Below are 25,124 nucleotides of genomic sequence, written 5' to 3'. Positions count from 1 at the left end.
CGTGCTCGTCCCCGCGGGGTCACCTGCCGCCGATGTGCGGCCGATGGGCCGCCGTGTCCGATCCTGCCCTCCGTGCCGCCACGGCCCGCAGGGTCGCCGGGGACGGCCGCCGGGCAGAAAGCGCTGCCCGCGGGGGCGACTTCGGATGCCCGTTCGGTCAGATGTAGCCTTCCCGCAGGGCATGGGCCACGGCGTGCGCCCGGTTACGCAGATGCAGTCGGGTGGTCAGCCCGTGCATCACGTTCTTGACGGTGCGTTCGGAGTAGGACAGCTTGCTGGCGATCTCACCGGTGTCGAGTCCCTCGGACACCAGCCGCAGTACGTCCACCTCACGGGGCGTCATCCCCGAGGCCGGAGCGCCGGTACGGCCTGCCGCGCTGCGGTGCAGGGTGCCCACCTGGTTGAACAGCCGGCCGAGCAGATCGGCGGGCAGGTCGCCGTCCCCGCGGGCGGCCGCGAGCACGGCCTGCACCAGCCGGGTCGCGGTGGCCTCCCGGCGCCACACGATGGCACCTACCCCGCACTCGATCACGTCGAGCAGCTCCGCCTCCCGCAGCGCGGACACCACGAGCACCGCCCGCGCGCCCTCGCTGCGCACCAGCCGGCGCAGTCGGGTCAGGGCCGTGTCGTCGAGGACGTCGTCGATGAGCAGGGCCACCGTGCCGGGGCCGGACTCCGTTTCCTCCCGCAGGTCGATCTCCGGGAACCGCCGCAGCTGGCTGAGCGCTCCCTCGCGCGTGATCGGGTCCGTGGCGTGCACCGCCACGGGGATCCGGGACGCGGAATCGGCCGTGCCGGGGCGTGTGGTCCGCGATGAGCTGAGCAACCGTTTCCCCTATGTCCACGTACGCGCCACCTCTGTGGAGTCGGTGGCGGATGTGCACTCCTCACCCTTCTGGGGCGGACGGTCCGGCCGCAATCGTGGATCACCACGAGACGCACCACGAGATCGGCCGCGCGCCGACCACGAGATCGGCCGTGCCGAGAGATAGGCCGCGCCGACCACGAGATAGGCCCCGCGCCGACCACGAGATAGGCCCCGCGCCGACCACGAGACAGGCCTCGCGTCGACCACGAGATCGCAGACGGCCGCGCGGCAGCCGTGAGGTGACGGCCCGTCCGGTTCCGCCGGGGCCGGAACTCGCCGCCGTGGCACTTGTCACGGCACCCGCCCCGGGCGCAGGCCGTCCTCGACGGGGGAAGACGCCACGTCCGACCAGGGAGGCAGGAATGCCCGATCCTCAGCCCGAGCAGTCGCGGTCCGCGCAGCCGGCCGAACACCGGGAAGCCGCCGCCCTGCTGGCGGCCGGCCTGACACGGGCCCGGTCCGGGACGGGCGGCCTCGTGCTGCTGCGCGGAGCCACCGGCACCGGCCGGACCAGCGTCCTGGAGGCGGCCGCCGAGGCCGCCGCCGCACAGGGCGTGCGGGTGCTGCGCGCCCGCTGCTCCCCGGACTGGGCGGCCGCGCCCTTCGCCGCCGTGCTCCAGCTCCTCGCACCCGTACCGGGCTCGGAGCTGACCGACCCGGCCGGCGACGAACGCGAGCAGGCCGCCCTGCTCCGGCACGCGCTGCGCTCGTACGCCGGTGAGTCCCCGCTGCTGCTCGCCGTGGACGACGTCCACCTCGCCGACGGCCCCTCGTACCGCTGGCTGGTGGAGGCCGCCCGGCACGTGGACCGATTACCCCTGCCGATCCTGCTGGCCGTCACCGAACGCAGCCAGTACGACATCGACCCGCCTGCCCCGGGCTTCACCCACACCCTCTCTCCCGCCCTCGTCGACACCCACACCCTGTCCCCGCTCACCCCGGACTCGGCGACCGGCCTGGTGCGCGCGGAGCACCCCGACGCCCCCGCGTCCTGGATCGAGAGCTGCGTCCGGGCCGGCGCGGGCAGCCCCTTGCTGCTGAGGGCCCTCCTGGACGACCTCAGCGCCTCCGCCGGGTACGCGACCGGCGCCCCGCTCCCGTACCCCGCCCTTCCCGAGACCTCCGCCGCCCTGTACCAGGGCTCCTACGTGGCCGCCGTGCAGTGGTGGCTGGACAGCGCCGGGAACGGCACGGCGGAGGTGGCCCGGGCTCTCGCCGTGCTCGAGGAGGGTTGGGAGCGGGCGGAGGGGGGAGCGGGCGGGGGCGAAGACCCGGCCGGTCTGCTCGGGGAGCTGGCCGGTGCCGATCCGGCCCGGGTGGCGGGCTGGCTCACCGCGATGACCGGGCTCGGCCCACTGCGCCCCGGCCCGGACTGCCTGCCCCGCTACGCCCATCCGCTGCTGAGGGACGCCGTACTCACCGGCGTCCCGGCGGCCCGGCGGGACGCCGTGCACCGGACCGCCGCCGAGGCGCTGCTGCAACGCGGCGCCGCCACCGAGACGGTGGCACGGCACCTGCTGCGGTCCGGCCCCGTGCACACCCCGTGGGCCCCGGCCGTGCTGCGGGACGCCGCCTCCCTCGCGCTGCGCGAAGGCCGCTCCGACGACGCCGTCGCGTATCTGCGCAGAGCCCTGCGGGAGCCGCTGCCCGACGACCACCGGCAGCGGGTGCTGACCGAGCTGGGCTCCCTGGAGTGCGCGGGCCGGGACTCCTCGGCCGGCATCCCCCGGCTGACCGAGGCACTGGGGCTGCACGGCACACCGCAGGACCGGGTGCGGGCGGCCGTGGCCCTCGGCACCGCGCTGGCGGGACGCGGCCGGGCCCGCGCCGCCGTGGAGATACTGAGCACGGTGGGCGGTCAGCTCACCGGACACCCCGACCTGGGCAACGCCCTCCAGACCGCGTCCGCCCTGCTGTCCGACCAGGACCAGACGGTCCGCAGCGATGTGTACCGGTGCCTGTCCGAGACCGCCGAGCGCTCACCGGAACTCGTGGGCCCGGCGACCCGGGCGCTGCTCGTCCGGTACGCGGCCAGTGCCGCACTGGCCTCGGCGGGGGACGCGATGCGGCAGGTGCGCGCGCTGCTCGCCGAGCCGGCCCACCCGCTGACCGAGCCCTTCCTGCTGGGCACGTCCGCCGCCGTCGCCCAGTGGGCCGACGAACTCGACGAGGCCGACCGCCTGGTGGACCGGGGCCTGGCCGGACAGCGCCCCGACCTGCTGCACCCCATGCACGCGGCGCTGCTCAACACGCGGGCCGACATCGCCGCCGCGCGTGGCGAGTACACCCTGCTGCCCGCCGAACCCCCCACCCACGGCCAGGGCCCCTCCAATGTGCACGCCACCACCCTGATCGCGCTCGTGGAGACCGGCCGCACCGCCGAGGCCCGGCGGCTCGCGGACGGCTTCGACCTGCGCGAGGCGCCCGACAACTGGGAGCTGAACCGCTTCCTGTACGCGCGGGGCGTGCAGCGTGCCGACGCGGGCGACACGGCCGGAGCCCTGCACGACTTCCTGGAGTGCGGCCGCCGCCAGACCGCCCGCGAGGTGGTCAGCCCGGTCGTCACCCCGTGGCGCTCCGCCGCCGCCGAATGCCGGCTGGCCCTGGGCAGCCCCCAGGAGGCGCTCGCCCTGGCCGAGGAGGAGTTGCGCCTGGCCCGGGTATGGGGCACGCCCCGCACCGTCGGCCGCGCCCTCAGGGTGCTCGGCACGGTCGCCGGCGGTCGCCGGGGCCTGCGCCTGGCCGAGGAGGCCGTGGCCCTCCTCGCGGACGCGCCGGCCGCCACGGAGGGGGAGCTGGTGGCCGCGCTCCTCGCGCAGGGCAGGCAGCTGACCGCCGCAGGCGAACGCGCCCGCGCCCGGGACTGTCTGCGGACCGCCGCGGCACGCGCCGAACGCCTGGGCGCGGTGCGGCTGCGGACCCTGGCGGAGAAGGCACTGCGCGAAGGCGGGGCCCGCCGCGCCGCCACCGCCCGCACCGGCTCCGGCGCCCTCACCGGAAGCGAGCTGCGCATCGCCCGGCTGGCGGCCGGCGGCCGGACGAACGCCGAGATCGCCGGTCTCCTCCACCTCGCCCGGCGCACCGTGGAGACCCATCTGACCAGCGCGTACAAGAAGCTGGGCATACGGCGCAGGGGCGAGCTGGGACAGGCGCTGAGCGGAGACTGACGACGTGGCGCCGGGTCGCGGAGCCAAAAAGTGTTATCGCCCAGTCCTTCACGCCGTCTCCACCTTGTGATCCCCGGCATAGCGGGAACCCCCGGACCGGCTGAGAGGGTGCGTGCGGAACATCAGTGATCCGGACATCAGTGATCGGGACATCAGTGATCCGGACATCAGCGATCCCAGGCGTCGAGAGGCCACCGTGGACAGTCAGCACTGGCGCGCCACCGTCACGGCGGCGCAGGACGGCGACCGGCAGGCGCTGGACGAGCTGGTCGCGGGCTGGCTGCCGCTGGTCTACAACATCGTGGGCCGGGCCCTGAACGGCCACGCCGACGTCGACGACGTCGTCCAGGAGACCATGCTGCGCGCGGTCGGCAACCTCGGCTCCCTGCGCGACCCGGACAGCTTCCGCTCCTGGCTGGTGGCGATCGCCATGCGGCAGATACGGGACCGCGCGCGCCGCAGGACCCCGGACCGGCTGGAGGAGGCGGAGTCCTCCGACTTCGCCGAACTGACCGTGCTCCGGCTCCAGTTGGAGGGCCAGCGGCGCGAGGTCGCCGAGGCCGCGCGCTGGCTCGACGACGAGGACCGTCAGCTGCTGTCGCTGTGGTGGCTGGAGGTCGCGGGCGAACTGACCCGGCGCGAACTGGCCGCCGCCACCGGCATCACCCGGCAGCACGCCGCCGTGCGCGTCCAGCGGATGAAGGAGCGCCTGGAGACCTCGCGCGGCATCGTCCGCGCCCTGGACGGCGCCTGTGCCGACCTGCGCGAGCTGACCGGCCGCTGGAACGGCCGGCCGGACTCGGTGTGGCGCAAACGGCTGGCCCGGCACATCCGCGGCTGCGGCTACTGCGGCGGCACCCCCGAGTCCGTCGTACCGGCGGAACGCCTCCTGGTCGGCATCGCCCTCGTCCCAGTGCCCGTCGGGTTCACCCTGTCGCTCGCCTTCGGCGGCAAGACGGCCGTGGCGGTCGGCTCGGCCGGCTCGGTCGGCTGGTCCGCCAAGCTGCTCGGCGCCCTCACCAAGCCGGCCGTCGCGATGACCGCCGGCGCGACCATCGTCGCGGGCGGCGCCTATGTCGTCACCCAGCCGCCGGACGCCCCGCCGCCCCGGGCCGCGGCCACCCCCACGGCGACGGCCACGACCTCCGGACCCGAGCCCCCGCCGTCCTCCGCCCCGCCCGCCCCGAAGCCCTCGCCGACGCAGACGAAGAAGAAGGCCGACCCCTACGGCACGGTCGTCGACGCCGTCGACCGCGCCCCCGACCCGAACGCCCGGCCCGCCGCCCTGCCGCGCCGCCCCGAGCCCGGCATCACCAGCACCGGCGGCCCGAAGGCCGTCATGCAGCACCGGGGCGACAGCGTGACGCTGAGCGGCCGGGGCTATGTCCTGGTCCGCTGGCAGATCTCGCCCAAGTCCCGGCCCGGCGCGCTGGTCATGCCCTCCTGGACCGGCCTGAAGGGCAAGCTCTTCCACGTGGCGTCCGGCGGCTGGCGCCGGATGGACGACCCGCTGCCCGGCGCCCCGGACGGCTACGCCACCGGTATGGGCGGGCCCGCCATCGGCTACGCCGAACTGCCGTCGGGCACCCAGCAGATGTGGCAGAACGAGTACTTCTACGTCGACGGCACCGTCACCCTCACCCAGAACGAACGGGGCTGCGACTACGGCCTGACCGTCTTCCCGTCGAACTGGCGGGCCGTGGACGAGGACATCAACGCCGGCCCCGACCGGGGCGCCATCCGCTACGGCCTCGTCCGCGACACCGGCACGGACAGCGCGCCGGTGCCGCAGTACGTCACCCGCTCGACCCCGGCCGATCCGGCGACGGTGCCGCAGCGCTCGCGCGTGTAGCGCACAGCACGTCGACGCGGTTGGTCGTGATCGAGTCCACGCCGGCGTCCATGAGCCGTCGCATGGAGCGGCGGGTGTCGGGCGTCCACACGGACAGCAGATACCCGTCGCGGCGCACCCGCTCGGCGAGGGGCCGGTCCACCAGGGAGAACCGGTAGTTGAGCCAGCGCGGGCGGATCGCCTCCAGCAGGACCGGCCGGGGCGGGGCCAGGGTCGTCCAGGTGAGGGCGATCTCCGCGTCCGGGTCCGCCGCGCGCACGGCGAGCATGGCGTCGGCGCCCGCGCAGTAGTACACGCGGTCCGCGGCCCCGGACTCCCGAACGGCGTCCATGACACGGCGCACCGCCCGCACGCCGGGCGAGCCGGGCAGGTCGATCATCACCCGGTGCCCGTCGGTCGCGGCCAGCGCCTCCGGCAGGGACGGCACCCCGCCGCCGGTCAGCCCGCGCACCTCCTCCCAGGACAGCGCGCGCACCGGCCGCTCCTGCTCCCAGAGCCGCTTCAGCGTGTCGTCGTGCAGCAGCACCGGCACGCCGTCCCGGGTCAGGCGTACGTCGATCTCCACCGCGTCCGCGCCCCGCCGCAGCGCGGAACGCAGCGAGGCGACGGTGTTCTCACGGTGCCGGTAGGGGTCGCCCCGGTGGCCGACGGCGAGGGGAACAGACGTCACCGGTCGAGCCACCCCGCGGTGTACGTGTCGATCTCGCCCTTGATCCGGGCCTTGCCCGCCGCGTCCAGGAAGGACACCTCGACGGCGTTCTTCGCCAGCTCGGCCAGGCCCCGCTCGTCGAGGCCGAGCAGCCGGGCGGCCACCGCGTACTCGTTGTCGAGGTCGGTGCCGAACATCGGCGGGTCGTCGGAGTTGATCGTGACGACCACCCCGGCCTCGACGAACTCCTTGATCGGGTGCTCGTCGAGGGTGCGGACCGCGCGCGTGGCGATGTTGGAGGTCGGGCACACCTCCAGCGCGATCCGGTGCTCGGCGAGGTGCGCGAGGAGCTTCGGGTCCTGCGCGGAGCTGGTGCCGTGGCCGATGCGCTCGGCCCGCAGATGCGTGAGGGCGTCCCACACCGTCTCCGGTCCCGTGGTCTCGCCCGCGTGCGGTACGGAGTGCAGCCCGGCCGCGATCGCACGGTCGAAGTACGGCTTGAACTGCGGTCGCGGCACTCCGACTTCGGGCCCCCCGAGGCCGAAGGAGACCAGGCCCTCCGGGCGCAGCCGGTCGTTGGTGGCGAGCCGGGTCGTCTCCTCGGCGGCCTCCAGACCCGCCTCGCCGGGGATGTCGAAGCACCAGCGCAGCACGGTCCCGAACTCGGCCTCGGCGGCCTTGCGGGCGTCCTCTATCGCGTCCATGAAGGCGCGCTCGTCGATGCCGCGCCGGGTGGAGGAGAACGGCGTGATGGTCAGCTCGGCGTACCGCACCTGCTGCCTGGCCAGGTCACGGGCCACCTCGTAGGTGAGCAGCCGGACGTCCTCCGGGGTGCGGATCAGATCGACGACCGACAGGTACACCTCGATGAAGTGGGCGAAGTCGGTGAAGGTGAAGTAGTCGACCAGGGCGGCGGGGTCGGCCGGCACCTTGGAGTCGGGATGCCGGGCGGCCAGCTCGGACACGATCCGGGGGGAGGCGGAGCCCACGTGGTGCACATGCAGTTCGGCCTTGGGCAGTTCCGCGATGAACGCCGCGAGATCGCGCGGGGCGTGGGGGTCTACGAGATGCTGGGTCAAGGTTCCTCCCCGGAACGGCGCCCCGGCCGGCACGAGGCGGGCGGGCGCGGGTGATCGGCTGATCGATGACTCGGGGTCATCGTATGCGGTGGTGCAGCGCCGTTTTCCGGGGGCGCGGGGCTGTATCGACATGCGGCTCCGCCGCGTGGGCGCGAGCAACCCCCACACACCCGCACGACGGCACGCACCGCACCGCCCCGTAGCATGACGGCACGAACGATCCCGGGGGGATACACGATGACGGACGCGACGCAGCCAGACGGAAACAGCCACGACCCGTGGGCGCCTCCGGAGAGCAAGACCTCACTCGACAAGAACCAGACGCCACCGCCGCCGTCCGTGCACGACCAGGCCACGGTCACCTCGATGCCGGGCTTCACCCCGCCCACCGGCACGCCGCAGTTCGACAACACCGGCTCCGGCCCCACGGTCCCACCCCCGCCCACCGCCCCCGGCGGCTACGGCTACCCCGGCTACCCGCAGGCGGGCTCCGGCTACCCCCAGGCCGGCTACGGCTGGCCCGGCATGCCCCCGGCCCCCCAGAACGGCATGGGCATAGCGGCGATGGTGCTCGGCATCGTCTCCTGCACGCTGTTCTGCCTCTACGGCGTCGTCTCCCTCGTCACCGGCATCCTCGCCGTGGTCTTCGGCATCAAGGGCCGCAAGCGGGCCGAGGCGGGAGTCGCCTCCAACCACGGCCAGGCCCAGGCGGGTCTGATCATGGGCATCATCGGGATCATCCTCGGCATCACGGTGATCGTCCTGATCGCGGTGGGCATCACGGCCGCGATCAACAGCGACACCTCGTCCGACGACGACCCGTACTACGGCGCCCGCGGCCCCGTGGCCACCGCTCCGTCCCACCACTGAAACACCCGTCCTCCTCGGCGGACTTGGCCACTACGATGCCTTGGTCTGACAACGAGGGGAGAACGTCCATGTCCAACACCAACCCCACCCCCGGTGGGTTCGGTCCGCCGTCCCAGCCGCCGCAGCCCCCGCAGCAGCCGGCCCCCGGCTACGGCTATCCGCAGCAGTCCGGCCCCGGCTACGGCTACCCCCAGGGCAGCCCCGGCTACCCGGCAGCGCCGCCCGCCGCCTACCCGCAGGCGCCCGGCTACGGAATGCCCGCGCAGCCGAGCAACGGCATGGGAACCACCGGACTGGTGCTGGGCATCATCGGCGTGGTGTGCAGCCTGACCTTCTTCCTGTGGTTCTTCGGCGTGATCCTGGGCATCCTGGGGATCATCTTCGGCGCCATCGGCCGCGGCAGGGCCACCCGGGGCGAGGCCACCAACAAGGGCGCGGCGACCGCCGGCCTGGTCTGCGGCATCATCGCGACCGTGATCCTGCCGCTGCTGGGGTTCCTGCTCTTCGCCAGCATCATGGGCGGGCTCGGCGCGGCTTCCTGAACGAGGCCGCGGCCTGATCGAAGCCGTCGACTGAAGGGGCCGGTCCGCGGACCGGCCCCTCACTCATGCCGTACGCAGCCGCTCCCGCGCCCCCATCAGCGCGAACCCCAGCAGGTTCGGCCCCCGCCACCGCTCCGGGTCCGACGCCGCCTCGTCGTCCGCGGCCAGTCCGATGCCCCACACCCGGTCCACGGGGCTGGCCTCGACCAGCACCCTCTCGCCGGTGCTCAGCAGGAACTCCCGCAGCCTCGGATGCGCGGCGAACTTGTGGACGCTGCCGTCCACGACGATCCGGAACCGCTCCCGCTCCCATATCGCCTCGTCGAAACCGCGCACCAGCCGCCCGGCCTTCTTCGCCTCGGCGGGGTGCGCGGCGGCCAGCGCGGCACGCTCCGCGGCCGCGTCCCCGAACAGCCGGGCCTTGCCCGCCATCATCCAGTGCTCTGCCGTCGCGTACTCCACACCGGCCACCGTGAACGGCGCCGGCCACCACTGGCTCAGACAGCTCGGTCCGATCCGGCCGTCCGACAGCGGCCGGTGCCCCCAGAAGTGCAGATACTTGACCCTCGCCCCTTCCCGGGACGCCCTGATCAGGGCCTCCCGGGAAACGACCGCCCCCGTGATCTTCTCCATGCACCCGAGTCTGGCAGGCACCACTGACACACCGTCCTGCCTTTTCGCGGTGGACTCGACACCTGGTCGACAGATTCCGTCGCGTAACCAAAAATCAACAACGGAATCCCTTGTTGGTGCGTCATCCCTCTGTCAGGATCGGCACTCAAATCGAGCCTGAGCCACGCCGGCCCCACCAGGGGACACGGAGGAGAGCCACATGCACAACCCGGGCAACGCCACCCCGGACCGATTTCCGGCCGCGGAGCGCTTCGAGGAGGGCGCTCAGTTCATCGCGGGCCGCCTGACCAGGGGCACCTCCGGCCGTACCCACGCGGTCGTCGACCCGGCCTCGGGCGAGGAGGTCCTCCGCTACGAACTGGCCGGCACGGCCGACGTCGACCGGGCCGTCGCCGCCGCCCGCGAGGCCTTCCCCGGCTGGGCGGGGGCCACGCCCGGCGAGCGTTCCGACGCCCTGCACCGGTTCGCCGCCGTCCTGGCCGACCGGGCCGAGGACTTCGCCCGCGCCGAGTCGCTGCAGTGCGGCAAGCCGCTGAAGCTGTCCCGCGAGTTCGACGTCCCGGGGACGATCGACAACGCGTCCTTCTTCGCCGGTGCCGCCCGGCATCTCCAGGGGCAGTCCGCCGGTGAGTACTCCGGCGACCACACGTCGTACGTCCGGCGCGAGCCCATCGGGGTCGTCGGGTCGATCGCGCCCTGGAACTATCCCCTCCAGATGGCCGCATGGAAGGTCCTCCCGGCGATCGCGGCGGGCAACACCATCGTCCTGAAGCCCGCCGAGCTCACCCCGCTGACCTCGCTGCTCTTCGCCCAGGCGGCGACGGACGCCGGGATCCCGGACGGTGTCATCAACATCGTCACCGGCACCGGCAAGGAGGTCGGTGAGCACCTCGTCGGCCACCCGGACGTGGCCATGACCTCCTTCACCGGCTCCACCGCCGTCGGCAAGCGCGTCGCGGAGATCGCCACCGCCACCGTCAAGCGCCTCCATCTGGAGCTCGGCGGCAAGGCGCCCTTCGTGGTCTTCGACGACGCCGACCCGGAGGCCGCCGCCCACGGCGCGGTCGCGGGCGCCCTCATCAACACCGGGCAGGACTGCACGGCCGCCACGCGCGCGTACGTGCAGCGGCCGCTGTACGAGGCCTTCGTGGAGCGGACCGCCGCGCTCATGGAGAGCGTCCGGCTCGGTGACCCGTTCGCCGCCGGCACCGATCTCGGGCCGCTGATCTCGCACGTCCAGCGGGACCGGGTCGCCGGTTTCGTCGACCGGGCGCGTGCCTACGCGCGCGTGGTGACCGGGGGAGAGGCACCCGAGGGCGAGCTGGCCAAGGGGGCGTACTACCGGCCCACCCTCATCGCCGACGCCGCCCAGGACAGCGAGGTCGTCCAGTCGGAGATCTTCGGGCCGGTCCTGGTCGTGCTGCCCTTCGACACCGACGACGAGGGCATCGCGCTCGCCAACGACACGCCGTACGGGCTCGCGGCCTCCGCCTGGAGCCGGGACGTGTACCGGGCCAACCGCGCCACCCGCGAGATCAAGGCGGGCTGCGTGTGGGTCAACGACCACATCCCGATCATCAGCGAGATGCCGCACGGCGGCCACAAGTCCTCCGGCTACGGCAAGGACATGTCCGCGTACTCGTTCGAGGAGTACACCCAGATCAAGCACGTCATGTTCGACAACACCGCGGTGGCCGCGAAGGACTGGCACCGCACCGTCTTCGGGGACCGCTAGCCGTAGGCAGGCCGCCTGACCAACGGCCGACCACCCTTCGAAAGGGCACCACGCGCATGGAGCAGTACGAGCCCGACCGCCTCTCCCCGGCCCAAGTGGCCGCCATGCGGCGCAGTTTCAGGAACGGCAGGGCCGCCCTCACCCGGCGGTCGCTGCTGCGCGCCTCCACCGGCGGGGCGCTCGCGGCCGGCGGACTCGGGACGCTGAGCGCCTGCGGCATCCCCGCGGCGGGCAAGTCGCAGGGCGGCGTCTCGGCGGACGACCACTCGGCGAAGGAGAAGACGGTCGCCTTCTCCAACTGGACCGAGTACATGGACGTCGACGACAGCGGCAAGCACCACCCGACGCTGGAGCAGTTCACGCAACGCACCGGCGTCAAGGTCAAGTACACCGAGGACATCAACGACAACAACGAGTTCTTCGGCAAGATCAAGCCGCAGCTCGCCGCGGGCCAGGACACCGGCCGGGACCTGATCGTCCTCACCGACTGGCTGGCCGGACGGCTCATCCGCCTCGGCTGGGTGCAGAAGCTCGACCCGAGCAACCTGCCGCACGCCTACGCCAACCTGTCGGCCCAGTTCCGCAGCCCCGACTGGGACCCGGGCCGCGCCTACTCGTACGTCTGGCAGGGCATCTCCACCGTCATCGCGTACAACAAGAAGGCCCTCGACGGCGTCGAGGTGAAGTCGCTCTCCGACCTGCTGGACAATCCCAAGCTCAAGGGGCGAGTGGGCTTCCTGTCGGAGATGCGCGACAGCGTCGGCATGACGCTGCTCGACATGGGCAAGGACCCGGCGGACTTCACCGCCGACGACTACGACGCGGCCATCGCCCGGCTCCAGAAGGCCGTCGACAAGGGCCAGATCCGCCGCTTCACCGGCAACGACTACACCTCGGACCTGACCAGCGGCGACTTCGCGGCCTGTGTCGCCTGGGCCGGTGACGTCGTCCAGCTCAAGGCCGACAGCCCCGACATCGACTTCCTCGTCCCGGACAGCGGCTACATGACGTCGACCGACAACCTGCTGATCCCCAACAAGGCCCGTCACAAGACGAACGCCGAGCGGCTCATCGACTTCTACTACGAGCCGGAGCCGGCCGCCGAACTCGCCGCGTACATCAACTACGTGTGCCCCGTCGACGGGGTGAAGGCCGAGCTGGAGAAGATCGACAAGGACGCGGCGAACAACCCGCTGATCATCCCCGACAAGGCCATGGCCGCGAAGTCCCATGCCTTCCGCTCGCTGAGCTCGAAGGAAGAGACCGAGTTCGAAGCGAAGTTCGCGAAGCTGACGGGGGCGTGACCACCATGACGAACAAGACAGACGCCACGGGCGACGTCCGCCTCAAGGGCATAGCCAAGACCTACGGCGCCTTCACCGCAGTGCACCCGCTCGACCTGACCGTGCCGCAGGGCTCCTTCTTCGCCCTGCTCGGCGCCTCCGGCTGCGGCAAGACCACCACCCTGCGCATGATCGCGGGCCTGGAGGAACCTTCCTCCGGGACCGTGTCGCTGGGCGACCAGGACGTGACCGCGCTCCCGCCGTACAAGCGGCCGGTGAACACGGTCTTCCAGTCGTACGCCCTCTTCCCGCACCTCGACATCTTCGAGAACGTCGCCTTCGGGCTGCGCCGGCGCGGCATCAAGTCGGTGAAGAAGCAGGTCGGGGAGATGCTCGACCTGGTCCAGCTCGGCGAGCAGGCCCGCAAGAAGCCGCACCAGCTCTCCGGCGGCCAGCAGCAGCGCGTCGCCGTGGCCCGCGCGCTGATCAACCACCCCAAGGTGCTCCTGCTGGACGAGCCGCTCGGCGCCCTCGACCTCAAGCTGCGCCGCCAGATGCAGCTGGAGCTCAAGCGCATCCAGACCGAGGTCGGCATCACCTTCGTGCACGTCACGCACGACCAGGAGGAGGCCATGACGATGGCCGACACGGTCGCCGTGATGAACGCGGGCCGCGTGGAGCAACTGGGCGCGCCCACCGACCTCTACGAGAACCCGCGCACCACGTTCGTCGCCAACTTCCTCGGCACCTCGAACTTCATCGAGGCCGAGGTCGACTCCAGGAGCGGCGACGAGATCGTGCTGAAGGCGGGCGGCGGCAAGCTCGTCCTGCCCGAGGCGCGCTGCTCCGCGCCGACGAGCACCGGCGGCAAGGTCCTGGTCGGCGTCCGCCCCGAGAAGATCTCCCTCACGCACGCGGACGACGCCGGCGAGATACCGGACGGCCGCAACCGCATCACCGGCCGGATCGCCGACTCCAGCTTCATCGGCGTCTCCACGCAGTACGTCGTCGACAGCCCGGTCTGTTCCGGCTTCGAGGTCTACGCCCAGAACATCGACCGCGACCCCCGCCTGGTGCCCGGCGCCGAGGTCGTCCTGCACTGGAACCCGGCCCACACCTTCGGTCTGGACGCCGACCAGGACGCCGATGCCGGAGTGGAAGAGGCGGCCTGATGTCCACACTCACCGAGGCGCCACCGCCCCTCGCACCCGAAGCCCCCGAGCCGAAACCCCCGAAGCGCAGGGGCCGCTGGACGCCGTACTGGCTGCTGCTGCCCGGCATCCTCTGGCTGCTGGTCTTCTTCGCGCTGCCGATGATCTACCAGGCCTCCACGTCCGTGCAGACGGGCTCCCTGGAGGAGGGCTACAAGGTCACCTGGCACTTCGCCACGTACTGGGACGCCCTGTCCGCGTACTGGCCGCAGTTCATCAGGTCGGTGCTCTACGCGGGCACCGCGACGATCCTGTGCCTGCTGCTCGGCTACCCGCTCGCGTATCTGATCGCCTTCCGTGCGGGCCGCTGGCGGAACCTGATCATGATCCTGGTGATCGCGCCGTTCTTCACCAGCTTCCTGATCCGCACCCTGGCCTGGAAGACGATCCTCGCGGACGGCGGCCCGCTGGTCGGCGCGCTCGACACGCTGCACGTCCTGGACGTCACCAACTGGCTCGGCTGGACCGCCGGCGACCGCGTCCTGGCCACGCCGCTCGCGGTGGTCTGCGGTCTGACGTACAACTTCCTGCCGTTCATGATCCTGCCGCTCTACACCTCGCTGGAGCGCATCGACGGCCGGCTGCACGAGGCCGCGGGCGATCTGTACGCGAAACCCTGGACGACCTTCCGCAAGGTCACCTTCCCGCTGTCGATGCCGGGAGTCGTCTCCGGCACGCTGCTCACCTTCATCCCGGCGACCGGCGACTACGTCAACGCCGACCTCCTCGGCTCCACGGACACCCGCATGGTCGGAAACGTCATCCAGACGCAGTTCCTGAGGGTGCTGGACTATCCGACGGCGGCCGCACTCTCCTTCATTCTCATGGCGGCCATTCTGCTCATGGTCACCCTCTACATCCGCAGGTCCGGGACGGAGGATCTGGTCTGATGCCCTTCGTCAACTGGCTCAAGAGAAATCTCGTCGTCATCGCGGGACTGCTGACACTCGGCTATCTCCTGCTGCCGAACATCATCGTGACGGTGTTCTCCTTCAACAAACCGAAGGGGCGATTCAACTACGAATGGCAGCGGTTCTCCCTGGACGCCTGGAAGGATCCGTGCGGGGTCTCCGACCTGTGCGGCTCGCTGTCGCTCAGCCTCCAGATCGCCGTCTGGGCGACGCTCGGCGCCACCCTCCTCGGCACCCTGATCGCCTTCGCGCTGGTCCGCTACCGGTTCCGGGCCCGCTCCGCCGTGAACTCATTGATCTTCCTGCCGATGGCGATGCCCGAGGTCGTCATGGCCGCCTCGCTGCTCACCCTGTTCCTCAACATGGGCGCCCAGCTGGGCTTCTGGACGATCCTCATCGCGCACATCATGTTCTGTCTGAGCTTCGTGGTCACGGCCGTGAAGGCACGGGTCATGTCGATGGATCCAAAACTGGAGGAGGCGGCACGGGACCTGTACGCCGGCCCGGTCCAGACCTTCGTCCGCGTGACCCTTCCGATAGCCGCCCCCGGAATCGCGGCGGGCGCCCTGCTCGCTTTCGCCCTCTCCTTCGACGACTTCATCATCACCAATTTCAACGCCGGCTCGACCGTCACCTTCCCGATGTTCGTCTGGGGCTCGGCGCAGCGCGGAACGCCCGTTCAGATCAATGTCATCGGCACGGCCATGTTCATCGTCGCCGTACTGTTCGTTCTGGCTTCCATGGCCGTAGGAAATCGCCGCAACAGGCAAAAAGCGTAAAGATATAAAGGCATCACCGTAGGGAGTTGAAATCATGGCCCCGAGCGCCATGAATCAGTGGACTCATTCGCTTTCCGACGTCCAGCCGGTCCCGTACTGGCTGGACGACCCCGGCCGGCCCCGTCCGGAACCCGCCCTCACCACCTCCGAGACCTGCGACCTGCTGGTCGTCGGCGGCGGCTACAGCGGACTGTGGACGGCGCTGATCGCCAAGGAACGCGACCCGGCACGTGACGTGGTGCTGGTGGAGGGCCGCGAGGTGGGCTGGGCCGCCTCCGGCCGCAACGGCGGCTTCTGCGCCGCCTCCCTCACCCACGGTCTGCCCAACGGCCTCGCCCGCTGGCCCGGGGAGATCCACAAGCTCCAGGAGCTCGGCACCCGCAACCTCGACGCGATCGAGGAGGCCGTCTCCCGGCACTCCATCGACTGCGACTTCGAACGCACCGGCGAGATCGACGTCGCGACGGAGCCCTACCAGGCACAGGAACTGCGCGAGTGGTACGAGGAGACGTCCGGCCGGGGGCTGGCCGACGGCGTCGAGTACCTGGACGCCGACGCCGTCCGGGAGCAGGTGGACTCACCCACCTTCCGGGCGGGCCTGTGGGACCGCAGGGGCGTCGCCATGCTGCACCCGGCGAAGCTCGCCTGGGGCCTGAAGCGGGCGTGTGTGGAACTCGGCGTCCGGGTCTACGAGCACACCCCCGCCCTGACCCTGAAGCCGTACGGCCCCGGCATGGCCGTACGCACCCCCTACGGCCGGATCCGCGCCCGCCAGGTCGCCCTCGGCACGAACATCTTCCCGAACCTGGTCAGACGCGTCCGCTCGTACACCGTCCCGGTCTACGACTACGCGCTGATGACCGAGCCGCTGACCGACGCCCAACTCGCGTCGATCGGCTGGAAGAACCGCCAGGGACTCGGCGACAGCGCCAACCAGTTCCACTACTTCCGCCTGTCCGCCGACAACCGGATCCTGTGGGGTGGCTACGACGCGATCTACCCCTACGGCGGACGCGTCCGTGCCGAGTACGACGACCGCCCGGAGACCTACGCCAAGCTCGCCGGGCACTTCTTCACCTGCTTCCCGCAGCTGGAGGGCGTCCGCTTCAGCCACGCCTGGGGCGGCGCGATCGACACCTGCTCCCGCTTCTCGGCGTTCTTCGGCACCGCCCACCAGAAGAAGGTCGCCTACGCGGCCGGCTACACGGGCCTGGGCGTCGGCTCCACCCGCTTCGGCGCCGAGGTGATGCTGGACCTGCTGTCCGGTGAGCGCACGGAACGCACGGAACTGGAAATGGTCCGCAAGAAGCCCCTGCCCTTCCCCCCGGAGCCCTTCGCCTGGACGGGCATCGCCCTGACCAAGTGGTCCCTGGCCCGCGCGGACGCCCACGACGGCCGCCGCAACCTGTGGCTGCGCACGATGGACCGGCTGGGACTGGGCTTCGACAGCTGATCGAGCGGGCTGATCGAATGAGGTGTGAGCCGGTTCACTCCAACGAGGAGCCGGAACCCGCGTAATGACCGTACGGAGACCCCCTTCTCCCTTGTGACGCCCTCGGGACGCGCCGCGCGTTCGCGAGATTCACGAGCTTCACGAGAGAACAGGGGGTCTTCCTCATGACCGGTGCGAAGACGGCGGTCGAGTGGCTCGCATCCGCCGCACCCGATCCCGAGGCCTGCCGCTGGGAATGGGAGCGCAACCCGCTCGGGGTCGCGCTGCTGCCGGCCGGCGGCGCCTGGGACGTGCTCATCCTGCCCGGCGACCTCGGCTACGCCACGCTCGACGTGCTCAGCCGCGTGCTCGACCGGCCGGGGCCCGTGCTCGTCGACTTCGGCGACGAGCGCATCGGGTTCTTCGTGCCGCCGGGCACCGCGGCCCGCTGGCTCGGCACGGGCATCAGGACGGCGGGCGCCGGCACCTGGATCGTCGTGCCGTACCCGGGCCGTTCCTCACCCGGCGGCGTCCGCTGGCTGATCCCGCCGGACGGCTCGGGCATGCTGACCGACCCGACGCTGCTGGAACTGGCGATGCACGAGGCGGCGGCACGGCTGGCCACAGAGCGGGACGACTAGGGCAGGGGGCCGGGACTCAGCGCGGCCGCTCGGCCGTCCCCCGCCTGAGGAACAGCCAGAGCGAAGCGAGCAGCACCGCGCCCAGACACCAGCTGGCCGCCACGTCCAGTGGCCAGTGGTAGCCACGGCGGACCAGGCCGTAGCTCGCGCCGAGTACGAGGGCGAGGCAGGCGGTGACCAGGGCGCCGCGGGCGAGGGGCGTGCGGAGCCGCGGGAGCAGGAGCAGGGTGGCGCAGCCGTAGGCGATGGCGGCCGTGGCGGTGTGGCCGGAGGGGTAGTAGCCGGTACCCGGCGGGACGGCGGGGGTGCCCGGCCGGTCCGTGAGGTCCTTGAGCGGGATGATCAGCGCCGGGACCAGGGCCATGAGGAGGGCCGCGGCGGCGACCGGCAGCCACCAGCGTGGCGTACGGCGGGTCCGCAGGGCGACGTAGCCGAGGGCGACGGCGAGGACCGGGACCGCGACCTGGACGTTGCCGAGGTCGGCGAGGAGCTCCGAGTAGCGGTCCGGGTGGACCAGTTCGCGGCTGGCGCGCTCGTCGAGGCGGATGAGCGGGCCGTCGGCGACGACCTGCCAGGTGATCAGGACGAAGAGCAGGACCGGGAGGCTGAGCAGGAGGGCCACGAAGCGCGAGTATGTCGCGGTGGGCTCGTCGCGGACCTGGTCCCCGGAGATCGGCATGGGACACAGCTTGGCACGGGCACGGATACCCCCTGTCCAACCGCTGTCCCCTGCCCGCCCGAGCGACCCCAGTGGAGGAGCACGTGAACCAGCCGGAGAGCGACGAAGGCCTCTTCGACCACTGCCCGTGGCTTTACGCCGAACAGGCGTCCCAGGCGCAGCGCGCGGCACAGGAGCAGCGCCGGAAACGGCTCCTCGCGGGGGCGGAGGCGAGGGTGGGGGCCGGGGCGGTGCGACTGGGCGAGGGCTGCTTCGTAGCGGAGACGGCCGCCGTGTACCCGGACCGCCTGGACCTCGGCGACCGCTCGTACATCGCGGCCCACGCGTATGTCACCGGTGACATACGCACCGGCGCCGACTGCACGGTCAACCCCTTCACCGTGGTGCGCGGCACCGTCACCCTCGGGGACGGCGTACGCGTCGGTGCCCACAGCTCGCTGCTCGGCTTCAACCACGGGAGCGCACCCGACCTGCCGGTCCACCGGCAGCCGGTCACCAGCCGCGGGATCACGATCGGCGACGACGTGTGGATCGGCTCGCACGTGGTCGTCCTGGACGGCGTCACCATCGGCGACCACTGCGTCATCGGCGCGGGCGCGGTCGTCACGAAGGACCTGCCCGCCTGGACGATGGCGGCAGGCAACCCGGCCCGCCGCATCAGGGACCGCCGCGATCCGCGCGCCGCGGGGCCCGGCGGTGCGGCCGCGGGGAGTGCGGCACCGGTCGGTACCGCGCCCTGCCCCACCGCGCCCCGCCCCGCCGACACCCCCGCCCTCGTCGAGGCGCTCTCGGCCTTCGCCGGGGCCGCCCGTGCGCAGGCGGTCGAGGTGCTGGACCGTTGCTGGCGGCCGGACACCCGCCGGTTCGCCGACCGGCCCGGCGCCGAGCCCACCGTGCGGGCGCACTGCGACGCCGTCGAGATCGCCGACCTCCTCCTCGGGGAGGCGCCGCCCCAGCTGCCCGCCGCCGAGCACGTGGCACGGCTGCGCGACCTCCAGGACCCGGCCACCGGCCTGATACCCGAGTACGGCGCCCCACCACCGGTACCCGGCCCGGCCGGAGTGCCGGACGACGGGGCCGCGGCCTACCACCTGCTGTGCGTGGGGTACGCGCTGGACCTGCTCGGCAGTTCCTTCGCCCACCCCGTCCACGCGGTCCGCCGCACCACCGCCGACCGGCTGGTCCCGCACCTGGCCGGACTGCCCTGGGACGACCGTGCCTGGCACGCCGGAGCGTGGGTCGACTCCTGGGCCACCGCCGCGCACTGGAATCTGCGCCTGGGGGCGGAAGCGGCCGCGCCCGGGGCGCTGGAGGCGCTGTTCGGCCTGCTGCACACCCGGGTCGACCGCCGTACCGGCATGTGGGGTTCGCCCACGCCGCGGGACGGACACCTCCAACCGGTCAACGGCTACTACCGGCTCACCCGCGGCTCCTTCGCCCAGTTCGGCCTGCCCGTGCCGTACGCGGAGCGGGTGATCGACACGGTCCTCGGCCACGCCCGCGACCCCCGCCACTTCGCACCCGGCCGCGAGAACGCCTGCAACGTCCTGGACGTGATCCACCCCCTGTGGCTCTGCGCCCGGCAGACCAACCACCGCTTTGAAGAGGCCCGCTCCTGGGCGGCGGCCCAGCTCACCGCCGCCCTGCGTCGCTGGCATCCCGGCGAGGGCTTCGCCTTCGGCCCGGCCCCCGACGGCACCGGCCCGGGCCGCGACCCCGGCCTCCAGGGCACGGAGATGTGGCTCGCGATCATCTGGCTGCTCGCGGATGTCGTCGGTGTCGCCGACGCCCTGGGCTACCGGCCGCGTGGCATCCACCGCCCGGAGCCCGCTCTGCCCGGCTGATTGTCAGTGCCGGGTGCCAGACTCCCGGCATGACCGAACCCGACCCGAAAGCCGACCTGCTCCGTTACCTCCAGGAGGCACGTGACGCCCTGCTCTGGAAGCTCGAAGGGCTCTCCGAGTACGACGTCCGCCGCCCGCTCACACCGACGGGCACCAATCTGCTGGGCCTGGTCAAGCACGTCGCCGGGGTGGAGCTGGGCTACTTCGGCGACACCTTCGGGAGACCGTACTTCGTCGAGGAACCGCCCCCGAGCTGGTGGTACACCCAGGACGCCGAACCCAACGCGGACATGTGGGCCACCGCGGACGAGTCACGCGAGCAGATCACCGGGCTCTATCGCACGGCGTGGGAGCACGCGGACCGCACCATCGGGACACTGGCACTGGAGGCGACCGGTCACGTCCCGTGGTGGCCCGAGGAGCGCCGGGAGGTGACGCTGCACCACATCCTGGTGAGAGTGATCGCCGACACGCAGCGGCACGCCGGCCACGCCGACATCGTGCGCGAACTCATCGACGGCAGTGCCGGGCTGACGAAGAGCGGCGACAACCTGCCGGAAGGCGATCAGGACTGGTGGGAGAACCACCGACGCCGGCTGGAGCGCGTCGCACGGGAGGCCGATGACAGCTGATCCGGCTCGCGAGCCGCAGCGCAAGGAGAGGCAGAGAAGAGGGAGGTCGGCCGCCCCGGAACAGGGGGGGTGGTTCCGAGGCGGCCGTCCGGACCGGAACGTCGCGCGCCCCGGGGGGTTTGGGGCGGGCGACTGTCCGATCGGTGAGGAGATCCAGAGCCTCAGGCTCCGGCTATGTGCGCGAGGGCACGACCAGGTCGAAGCTGGGGAGGCCCCGGCCTGATGTCACCCACAGTCCCCTGTGGGCGGGGGTGTATCTCTCATCTGGGTAGAACCTACGACAGGGGCTGGGCGGATGACAGGCCACAGGGCCGCCTGTCATCCACCTCGCACACCTTCTTCACACGCTCTGCCGCTCGCCGCCCCCGGGAGCGGAACCGCGAGGGCACACCTGCCCCGACGGCGGCTCAGATGCGCAACCGCCGTGTCAGATACGGGCGAAGGCCTGCTCGATGATGTCGAGGCCCTCGTTCAGCAGGTCCTCGCCGATCACCAGCGGGGGCAGGAAGCGGAGCACATTGCCGTAGGTGCCACAGGTCAGGACCAGCAGGCCCTCCGCGTGGCAGGCCTTGGCGAGCGCAGCGGTCGCCTCCGGGTTCGGCTCCTTCGTGGCCCGGTCCTTGACCAGCTCGATGGCGATCATGGCGCCACGACCGCGGATGTCGCCGACGATGTCGAACTTCTCGGCCATGGCGGTGAGGCGGGCCTTCATGACCGCCTCGATGCTCTTCGCGCGGGTGTTGAGGTCGAGCTCCTTCATCGTCTCGATGGAGCCGAGCGCACCGGCGCAGGCGACGGGGTTGCCACCGTAGGTGCCGCCCAGGCCGCCCGCGTGCGCGGCGTCCATGATCTCGGCGCGCCCGGTCACCGCGGCCAGCGGGAGACCGCCGGCGATGCCCTTGGCGGTGGTGATCAGGTCCGGGACGATCCCCTCGTCCTCACACGCGAACCACTGCCCCGTACGGCAGAAGCCGGACTGGATCTCGTCGGCGACGAAGACGATGCCGTTGTCCGAGGCGAACTGGCGGATCGCGGGCAGGAAGCCCTTGGCCGGCTCGATGAAACCGCCCTCGCCGAGGACCGGCTCGATGATGACGGCGGCCACGTTCTCGGCGCCGACCTGCTTGCTGATCTGGTCGATGGCCTGCGCGGCGGCCTCGGGGCCCGCGTTCTCCGGGCCGGTCGGCCAGCGGTAGCCGTACGCCACCGGCACCCGGTAGACCTCGGGCGCGAACGGCCCGAAGCCGTGCTTGTACGGCATGTTCTTCGAGGTCAGCGCCATGGTCAGGTTGGTCCGGCCGTGGTACCCGTGGTCGAACACCACAACGGCCTGCCGCTTGGTGTACGCACGCGCGATCTTGACGGCGTTCTCGACGGCCTCGGCGCCGGAGTTGAACAGGGCGCTCTTCTTGGCGTGGTCACCGGGGGTCAGCTCGGCGAGCGCCTCGGCGACCTCGACGTACCCCTCGTACGGCGTGACCATGAAACAGGTGTGGGTGAAGTCGGCCAGCTGGGCGGAGGCCCGGCGGACGACGGCCTCGGCGGAGGCGCCGACGGACGTCACGGCGATGCCCGAGCCGAAGTCGATGAGCCGGTTGCCGTCGACGTCCTCGATGATCCCGCCGCCCGCGCGCGCCGTGAACACGGGCAGCACGGAGCCCACGCCCTGCGCGACCGCGGCGGTGCGGCGGGCCTGCAGCTCCTGCGACTTCGGTCCGGGGATGGCGGTGACGACGCGGCGCTCCTGCGGAAGTGAGGTCATGCGGGGCTCCTGGGTGGTGCGAAGGGGTTTCTGGGGACGCTTGGCTTCTTTTCTCGCAGGCTAGGGCGGGGAAAGCGGGGTGGGCATGCTCCATGTGGGCGTTGTCGGAGAGGCGGCTTGTCCGGGGTGGACATGGCGCTCTGGTGGGCTGCTGCCCACGACCCGGCCGTGTAAGCGGTGAACTCCCCAGGGGAGGGCGTTAGATTGGCTCGCTGATGGTGGACGGAGCGGCTGGTCAGGGGGAAAGGGCGATGGACAGCGACGGGACGCAGGAGGCGCGGGGTACACATGCGAGCCCCGTGCCGCGTCCGGCGGGGGCGCCGGAGGTGCCCTCGGCGCCACCGAGCGGCCCCGGAGAGCCACCGGGCGGCCGGAGCGCGCCCCCGGACGGACCGGCCGTGCCGCCCCGGCCCACGCGGGCGCCCGGGGCGCCGCCGGTGCCCGACGGCTCGTCCTTCCTGACCTGGCTGCGCACGCCCCGGCCCGAAGCGGCACCCGGCGTCTGGCGGTTCGGGCACCGGCCGCGGCCCGCTGAGGAGCCCGAGGAGATCCCCACCCGGCAGTTGCTGAGCGGGGCGCTGATCGCCTTCCTGGTGGGGTGGCTGATCTGGTCACTGCTGCAGAACGGGTACCTCGGCAACTGGTGGTGGGTGCCCTTCGACCTGATCGTTCCCGACGCCTGGCGCGGCGGCGACAGCGATCTCGGCGAGACCGGCACCTTCATCGTGTACCAGGGGTACGAGCTGCTCGTCGCCCTGGCGATCATGGTCGGGGTGGCCCGGCTCGGCCGCTGGGGCGAGGTGTGGCGCCGCTTCGTCGTGCCGCGCTTCCGCCGGCCGGAGCCCCAGACCGCCCATCGGGATCCTCAGGACGATCCGGCCCAGTGGCACGAGCTGCGCGCCGCCGGAGCCGTCGACGCCGCCGAGCGGCTCGCCGCCGAGGCCCGCTCCGGGCTCATGAAGGACGTCGACCACGCCCGGATCGTCCGGGCCTGGCAGGGCGTGCGCACCGGACGGCACAGCCTCGCCACCTTCAGCTCCACCGTCCTGCGGGACGGCGCCACCGCCTGCCTCCACCCCTCCGGAGAGCGCGACCTGCCGGCGCGCCTCGCCCGGCACGACCTCGTCACCGGCCAGGTGCGGCTCGGGACCACCGTCGACGACACCCGTAACCCGTACGCCTACCGGGGCGTGGGGCTCGGTCTGGGGCCCGATCTGCTCGGTACCTCGCTCGTGGCCGTCGGCCCCGCCGGGTCCGGCAAGACCGGTACCGTCGTCCGGCCGATCGCCGAGTCGCTGTGCCTGCACGCGCTGGCCGGACGGGCCGCCGTGGTCGTGGTCGGCGGGGCGGGCGCGGGGCTCGGGCCGGCCGACGCCTACGACGTCGTCGTAAGGATCGGGAACCAGGACTCCGAATACGACCTCGACCTGTACGGCGGGACCGCCGACCCGGACGAGGCCGCCGCCGTGCTCGCCGAGGCGCTCGTCGGTGACCTCGCCGATCCGCACCCGGGCAGTGACACCCGGCGCTCCACGACCGTCCTCGCCCAGCTGCTCGGACCGTTCCGGGCCGTGCACGGGCGTTTTCCGTCCGTACCGGAGCTGCGGCAGCTCCTGGACGGCTCGCCCGGGCCGTTCGCCGCCCTGCGGCAGGGGCTGCAGGACGGCGGGCAGGAGTCGCTGCTGCGGGAGCTCGACGCCCGGGAGCGGCAGATGGGGCAGCCGGGAGACGTCGGCGGGGTGCTCGCGGACCGGGTCGCGCTGCTGGACCGGCCCGCCTTCGCCTCGTTCTTCGACACGTCCGGGGCCACCCGGCCCTTCACCCTCAAGGCCCTCGACCACCCCGTGCGGGTGCGGATCGATCTGCCCGAGCGCGGGCACGCCGACGCCTCCCGGATGCTGGCGCGGCTGGTGCTCGCGCAGTTCTCGGCGAGTGTCGCCGTGCGCGAGGACCGGTCGCTGTTCGCCTGTCTGGTGCTGGACGACGCGACCGGCGTGGTGACGCCGGAGGCCGTGCGCGGCATCCAGCGGCTGCGGTCCGGCAACGCCGGTGTCGTGCTCACCCTGCGGACGCTGGACGACGTGGCCCGGCCGCTGCGCGGACCGCTGCTCGGGGCCACCGGGTGCCGGATGGCACTGTCGGGGCTGACGCCCTGGGACGGGCAGGACTTCGCCGAGGTGTGGGGCAAGGAGTGGACCGAGGCCCGGGACGTCACCGACCGGCAGATCATCGCCGAGACCCCGGCGGGCAAGGCCGTGCACATGCTCCGCCGGGTGATCACCGGCAAGGCGCCGACCGCGCGGGCGGTGACCGTGCGGCAGGTCGAGCGGGAGCGCTGGTCCGCGTCCGAGCTGGCGCACGGCGTACCGGCGGGGCACGCGGTGCTGTCGCTCACCGATGTGAAGGGCGAGCACGCGCCGCCGCTGCTGGTGGATCTTCGAGGCTGACCTCCACGGGCTGGTGCGGTACGCGGGGACCGTACGGTGAGGCAGAATCGTCACAGGTCGTTCATACGTGGCGGCCAAAGAGCACAAAGATCACACAGCACCACACAG

General features: G+C 72.2%; 20 protein-coding genes and 1 pseudogene. 14 read left to right on the top strand and 7 right to left on the bottom strand.

The genetic code is table 11. The annotated features are described in order from the left end of the window. Nucleotides 1-157: 157 nt before the first annotated feature. Nucleotides 158-826, bottom strand: coding sequence for a LuxR C-terminal-related transcriptional regulator (locus ACIBK5_RS26650; RefSeq protein ID WP_399023186.1), 669 nt, complete (start codon nucleotides 824-826; stop codon nucleotides 158-160). 404 nt (nucleotides 827-1,230) lie between these two features. Between ACIBK5_RS26650 and ACIBK5_RS26645 the strand changes: the two genes are divergently transcribed. Together ACIBK5_RS26645 and ACIBK5_RS26640 are read left to right on the top strand one after the other, a co-directional pair. Further along, the gene (locus ACIBK5_RS26645; protein WP_399023184.1) at nucleotides 1,231-4,035 is read left to right on the top strand and encodes an AAA family ATPase; all 2,805 of its coding nucleotides are present in this window, start codon (nucleotides 1,231-1,233) and stop codon (nucleotides 4,033-4,035) included. Between the two features lie 196 nt (nucleotides 4,036-4,231). Next, on the top strand, nucleotides 4,232-5,887 hold the full coding sequence (locus tag ACIBK5_RS26640; RefSeq protein ID WP_399023182.1) for an RNA polymerase sigma factor: 1,656 nt from the start codon (nucleotides 4,232-4,234) through the stop codon (nucleotides 5,885-5,887). On the opposite strand, the gene ACIBK5_RS26635 is transcribed toward ACIBK5_RS26640, so the two are convergent. Then, a complete protein-coding gene (locus ACIBK5_RS26635) occupies nucleotides 5,832-6,557 on the bottom strand; it encodes a glycerophosphodiester phosphodiesterase (protein ID WP_399023180.1) in 726 nt (241 codons plus the stop codon). The two genes, ACIBK5_RS26640 and ACIBK5_RS26635, sit on opposite strands and share 56 nt — an antisense overlap. Further along, nucleotides 6,554-7,615: an adenosine deaminase gene (locus tag ACIBK5_RS26630; protein ID WP_399023178.1), complete on the bottom strand. Its 1,062-nt coding sequence runs from the start codon at nucleotides 7,613-7,615 to the stop codon at nucleotides 6,554-6,556. Before ACIBK5_RS26630 ends, ACIBK5_RS26635 begins: the two co-directional genes overlap by 4 nt. Before the next feature lie 237 nt (nucleotides 7,616-7,852). On the opposite strand from ACIBK5_RS26630, the gene ACIBK5_RS26625 reads away from it, so the two are divergent. Together ACIBK5_RS26625 and ACIBK5_RS26620 are read left to right on the top strand one after the other, a co-directional pair. Further along, nucleotides 7,853-8,485 carry a DUF4190 domain-containing protein gene (locus ACIBK5_RS26625; protein WP_399023176.1) on the top strand — a complete coding sequence of 211 codons (633 nt, stop codon included), beginning with the start codon at nucleotides 7,853-7,855 and terminating at the stop codon, nucleotides 8,483-8,485. 68 nt (nucleotides 8,486-8,553) lie between these two features. Next, entirely contained in the window at nucleotides 8,554-9,027 is a 474-nt protein-coding gene (locus ACIBK5_RS26620; protein WP_382577422.1) for a DUF4190 domain-containing protein, read from the top strand. A 63-nt stretch (nucleotides 9,028-9,090) separates the two neighbouring features. Here the strand turns inward: ACIBK5_RS26620 and ACIBK5_RS26615 are convergent, their stop codons facing one another. Then, entirely contained in the window at nucleotides 9,091-9,660 is a 570-nt protein-coding gene (locus ACIBK5_RS26615) for an NADAR family protein (RefSeq protein WP_399023174.1), read from the bottom strand. Between the two features lie 199 nt (nucleotides 9,661-9,859). Here ACIBK5_RS26615 and ACIBK5_RS26610 point away from each other — a divergent pair, with 199 nt between their 5' ends. From ACIBK5_RS26610 to ACIBK5_RS26580, 7 genes are all read left to right on the top strand, one after another. After that, entirely contained in the window at nucleotides 9,860-11,395 is a 1,536-nt protein-coding gene (locus ACIBK5_RS26610; RefSeq protein ID WP_399023172.1) for a gamma-aminobutyraldehyde dehydrogenase, read from the top strand. Nucleotides 11,396-11,451: 56 nt separating this feature from the next. Beyond that, complete coding sequence (locus tag ACIBK5_RS26605; RefSeq protein WP_399023170.1) at nucleotides 11,452-12,699, top strand: spermidine/putrescine ABC transporter substrate-binding protein; 1,248 nt, start codon at nucleotides 11,452-11,454, stop codon at nucleotides 12,697-12,699. 5 nt (nucleotides 12,700-12,704) lie between these two features. Further along, nucleotides 12,705-13,850, top strand: coding sequence for an ABC transporter ATP-binding protein (locus tag ACIBK5_RS26600; RefSeq protein WP_399023168.1), 1,146 nt, complete (start codon nucleotides 12,705-12,707; stop codon nucleotides 13,848-13,850). After that, complete coding sequence (locus tag ACIBK5_RS26595) at nucleotides 13,850-14,779, top strand: ABC transporter permease (protein WP_399023167.1); 930 nt, start codon at nucleotides 13,850-13,852, stop codon at nucleotides 14,777-14,779. Before ACIBK5_RS26600 ends, ACIBK5_RS26595 begins: the two co-directional genes overlap by 1 nt. Continuing rightward, entirely contained in the window at nucleotides 14,779-15,579 is an 801-nt protein-coding gene (locus ACIBK5_RS26590) for an ABC transporter permease (RefSeq protein ID WP_399023165.1), read from the top strand. Before ACIBK5_RS26595 ends, ACIBK5_RS26590 begins: the two co-directional genes overlap by 1 nt. Nucleotides 15,580-15,613: 34 nt before the next feature. Further along, nucleotides 15,614-17,032 carry an NAD(P)/FAD-dependent oxidoreductase gene (locus ACIBK5_RS26585; protein WP_399023163.1) on the top strand — a complete coding sequence of 473 codons (1,419 nt, stop codon included), beginning with the start codon at nucleotides 15,614-15,616 and terminating at the stop codon, nucleotides 17,030-17,032. Nucleotides 17,033-17,196: 164 nt separating this feature from the next. Next, nucleotides 17,197-17,652: a hypothetical protein gene (locus tag ACIBK5_RS26580; RefSeq protein WP_382577440.1), complete on the top strand. Its 456-nt coding sequence runs from the start codon at nucleotides 17,197-17,199 to the stop codon at nucleotides 17,650-17,652. Nucleotides 17,653-17,668: 16 nt separating this feature from the next. Here the strand turns inward: ACIBK5_RS26580 and ACIBK5_RS26575 are convergent, their stop codons facing one another. Continuing rightward, the gene (locus ACIBK5_RS26575; RefSeq protein WP_399023160.1) at nucleotides 17,669-18,331 is read right to left on the bottom strand and encodes a phosphatase PAP2 family protein; all 663 of its coding nucleotides are present in this window, start codon (nucleotides 18,329-18,331) and stop codon (nucleotides 17,669-17,671) included. Between the two features lie 83 nt (nucleotides 18,332-18,414). On the opposite strand from ACIBK5_RS26575, the gene ACIBK5_RS26570 reads away from it, so the two are divergent. Both ACIBK5_RS26570 and ACIBK5_RS26565 read left to right on the top strand, forming a co-directional pair. Beyond that, the gene (locus tag ACIBK5_RS26570; RefSeq protein WP_399023158.1) at nucleotides 18,415-20,175 is read left to right on the top strand and encodes an acyltransferase; all 1,761 of its coding nucleotides are present in this window, start codon (nucleotides 18,415-18,417) and stop codon (nucleotides 20,173-20,175) included. 29 nt (nucleotides 20,176-20,204) lie between these two features. After that, complete coding sequence (locus ACIBK5_RS26565; RefSeq protein WP_399023156.1) at nucleotides 20,205-20,807, top strand: DinB family protein; 603 nt, start codon at nucleotides 20,205-20,207, stop codon at nucleotides 20,805-20,807. Between the two features lie 34 nt (nucleotides 20,808-20,841). Here ACIBK5_RS26565 and ACIBK5_RS26560 read toward each other — a convergent pair. Further along, nucleotides 20,842-21,040, bottom strand: a pseudogene (locus tag ACIBK5_RS26560) (hypothetical protein); the annotation flags it as partial. A 194-nt stretch (nucleotides 21,041-21,234) separates the two neighbouring features. Further along, nucleotides 21,235-22,569 (bottom strand): 4-aminobutyrate--2-oxoglutarate transaminase, encoded by a 1,335-nt coding sequence (gabT, locus tag ACIBK5_RS26555; protein WP_399023154.1) that lies wholly within the window; start codon nucleotides 22,567-22,569, stop codon nucleotides 21,235-21,237. Nucleotides 22,570-22,820: 251 nt separating this feature from the next. Here gabT and ACIBK5_RS26550 point away from each other — a divergent pair, with 251 nt between their 5' ends. Next, on the top strand, nucleotides 22,821-25,016 hold the full coding sequence (locus ACIBK5_RS26550) for an ATP-binding protein (protein ID WP_399023152.1): 2,196 nt from the start codon (nucleotides 22,821-22,823) through the stop codon (nucleotides 25,014-25,016). Nucleotides 25,017-25,124: the final 108 nt, after the last annotated feature.

This window comes from Streptomyces sp. NPDC050546 (assembly GCF_044457425.1).
Classification (GTDB): Bacteria; Actinomycetota; Actinomycetes; order Streptomycetales; family Streptomycetaceae; genus Streptomyces.
The sequence above is the reverse complement of the archived record's forward strand: the minus strand, read 5'-3'. Positions and strand labels throughout refer to the sequence as shown.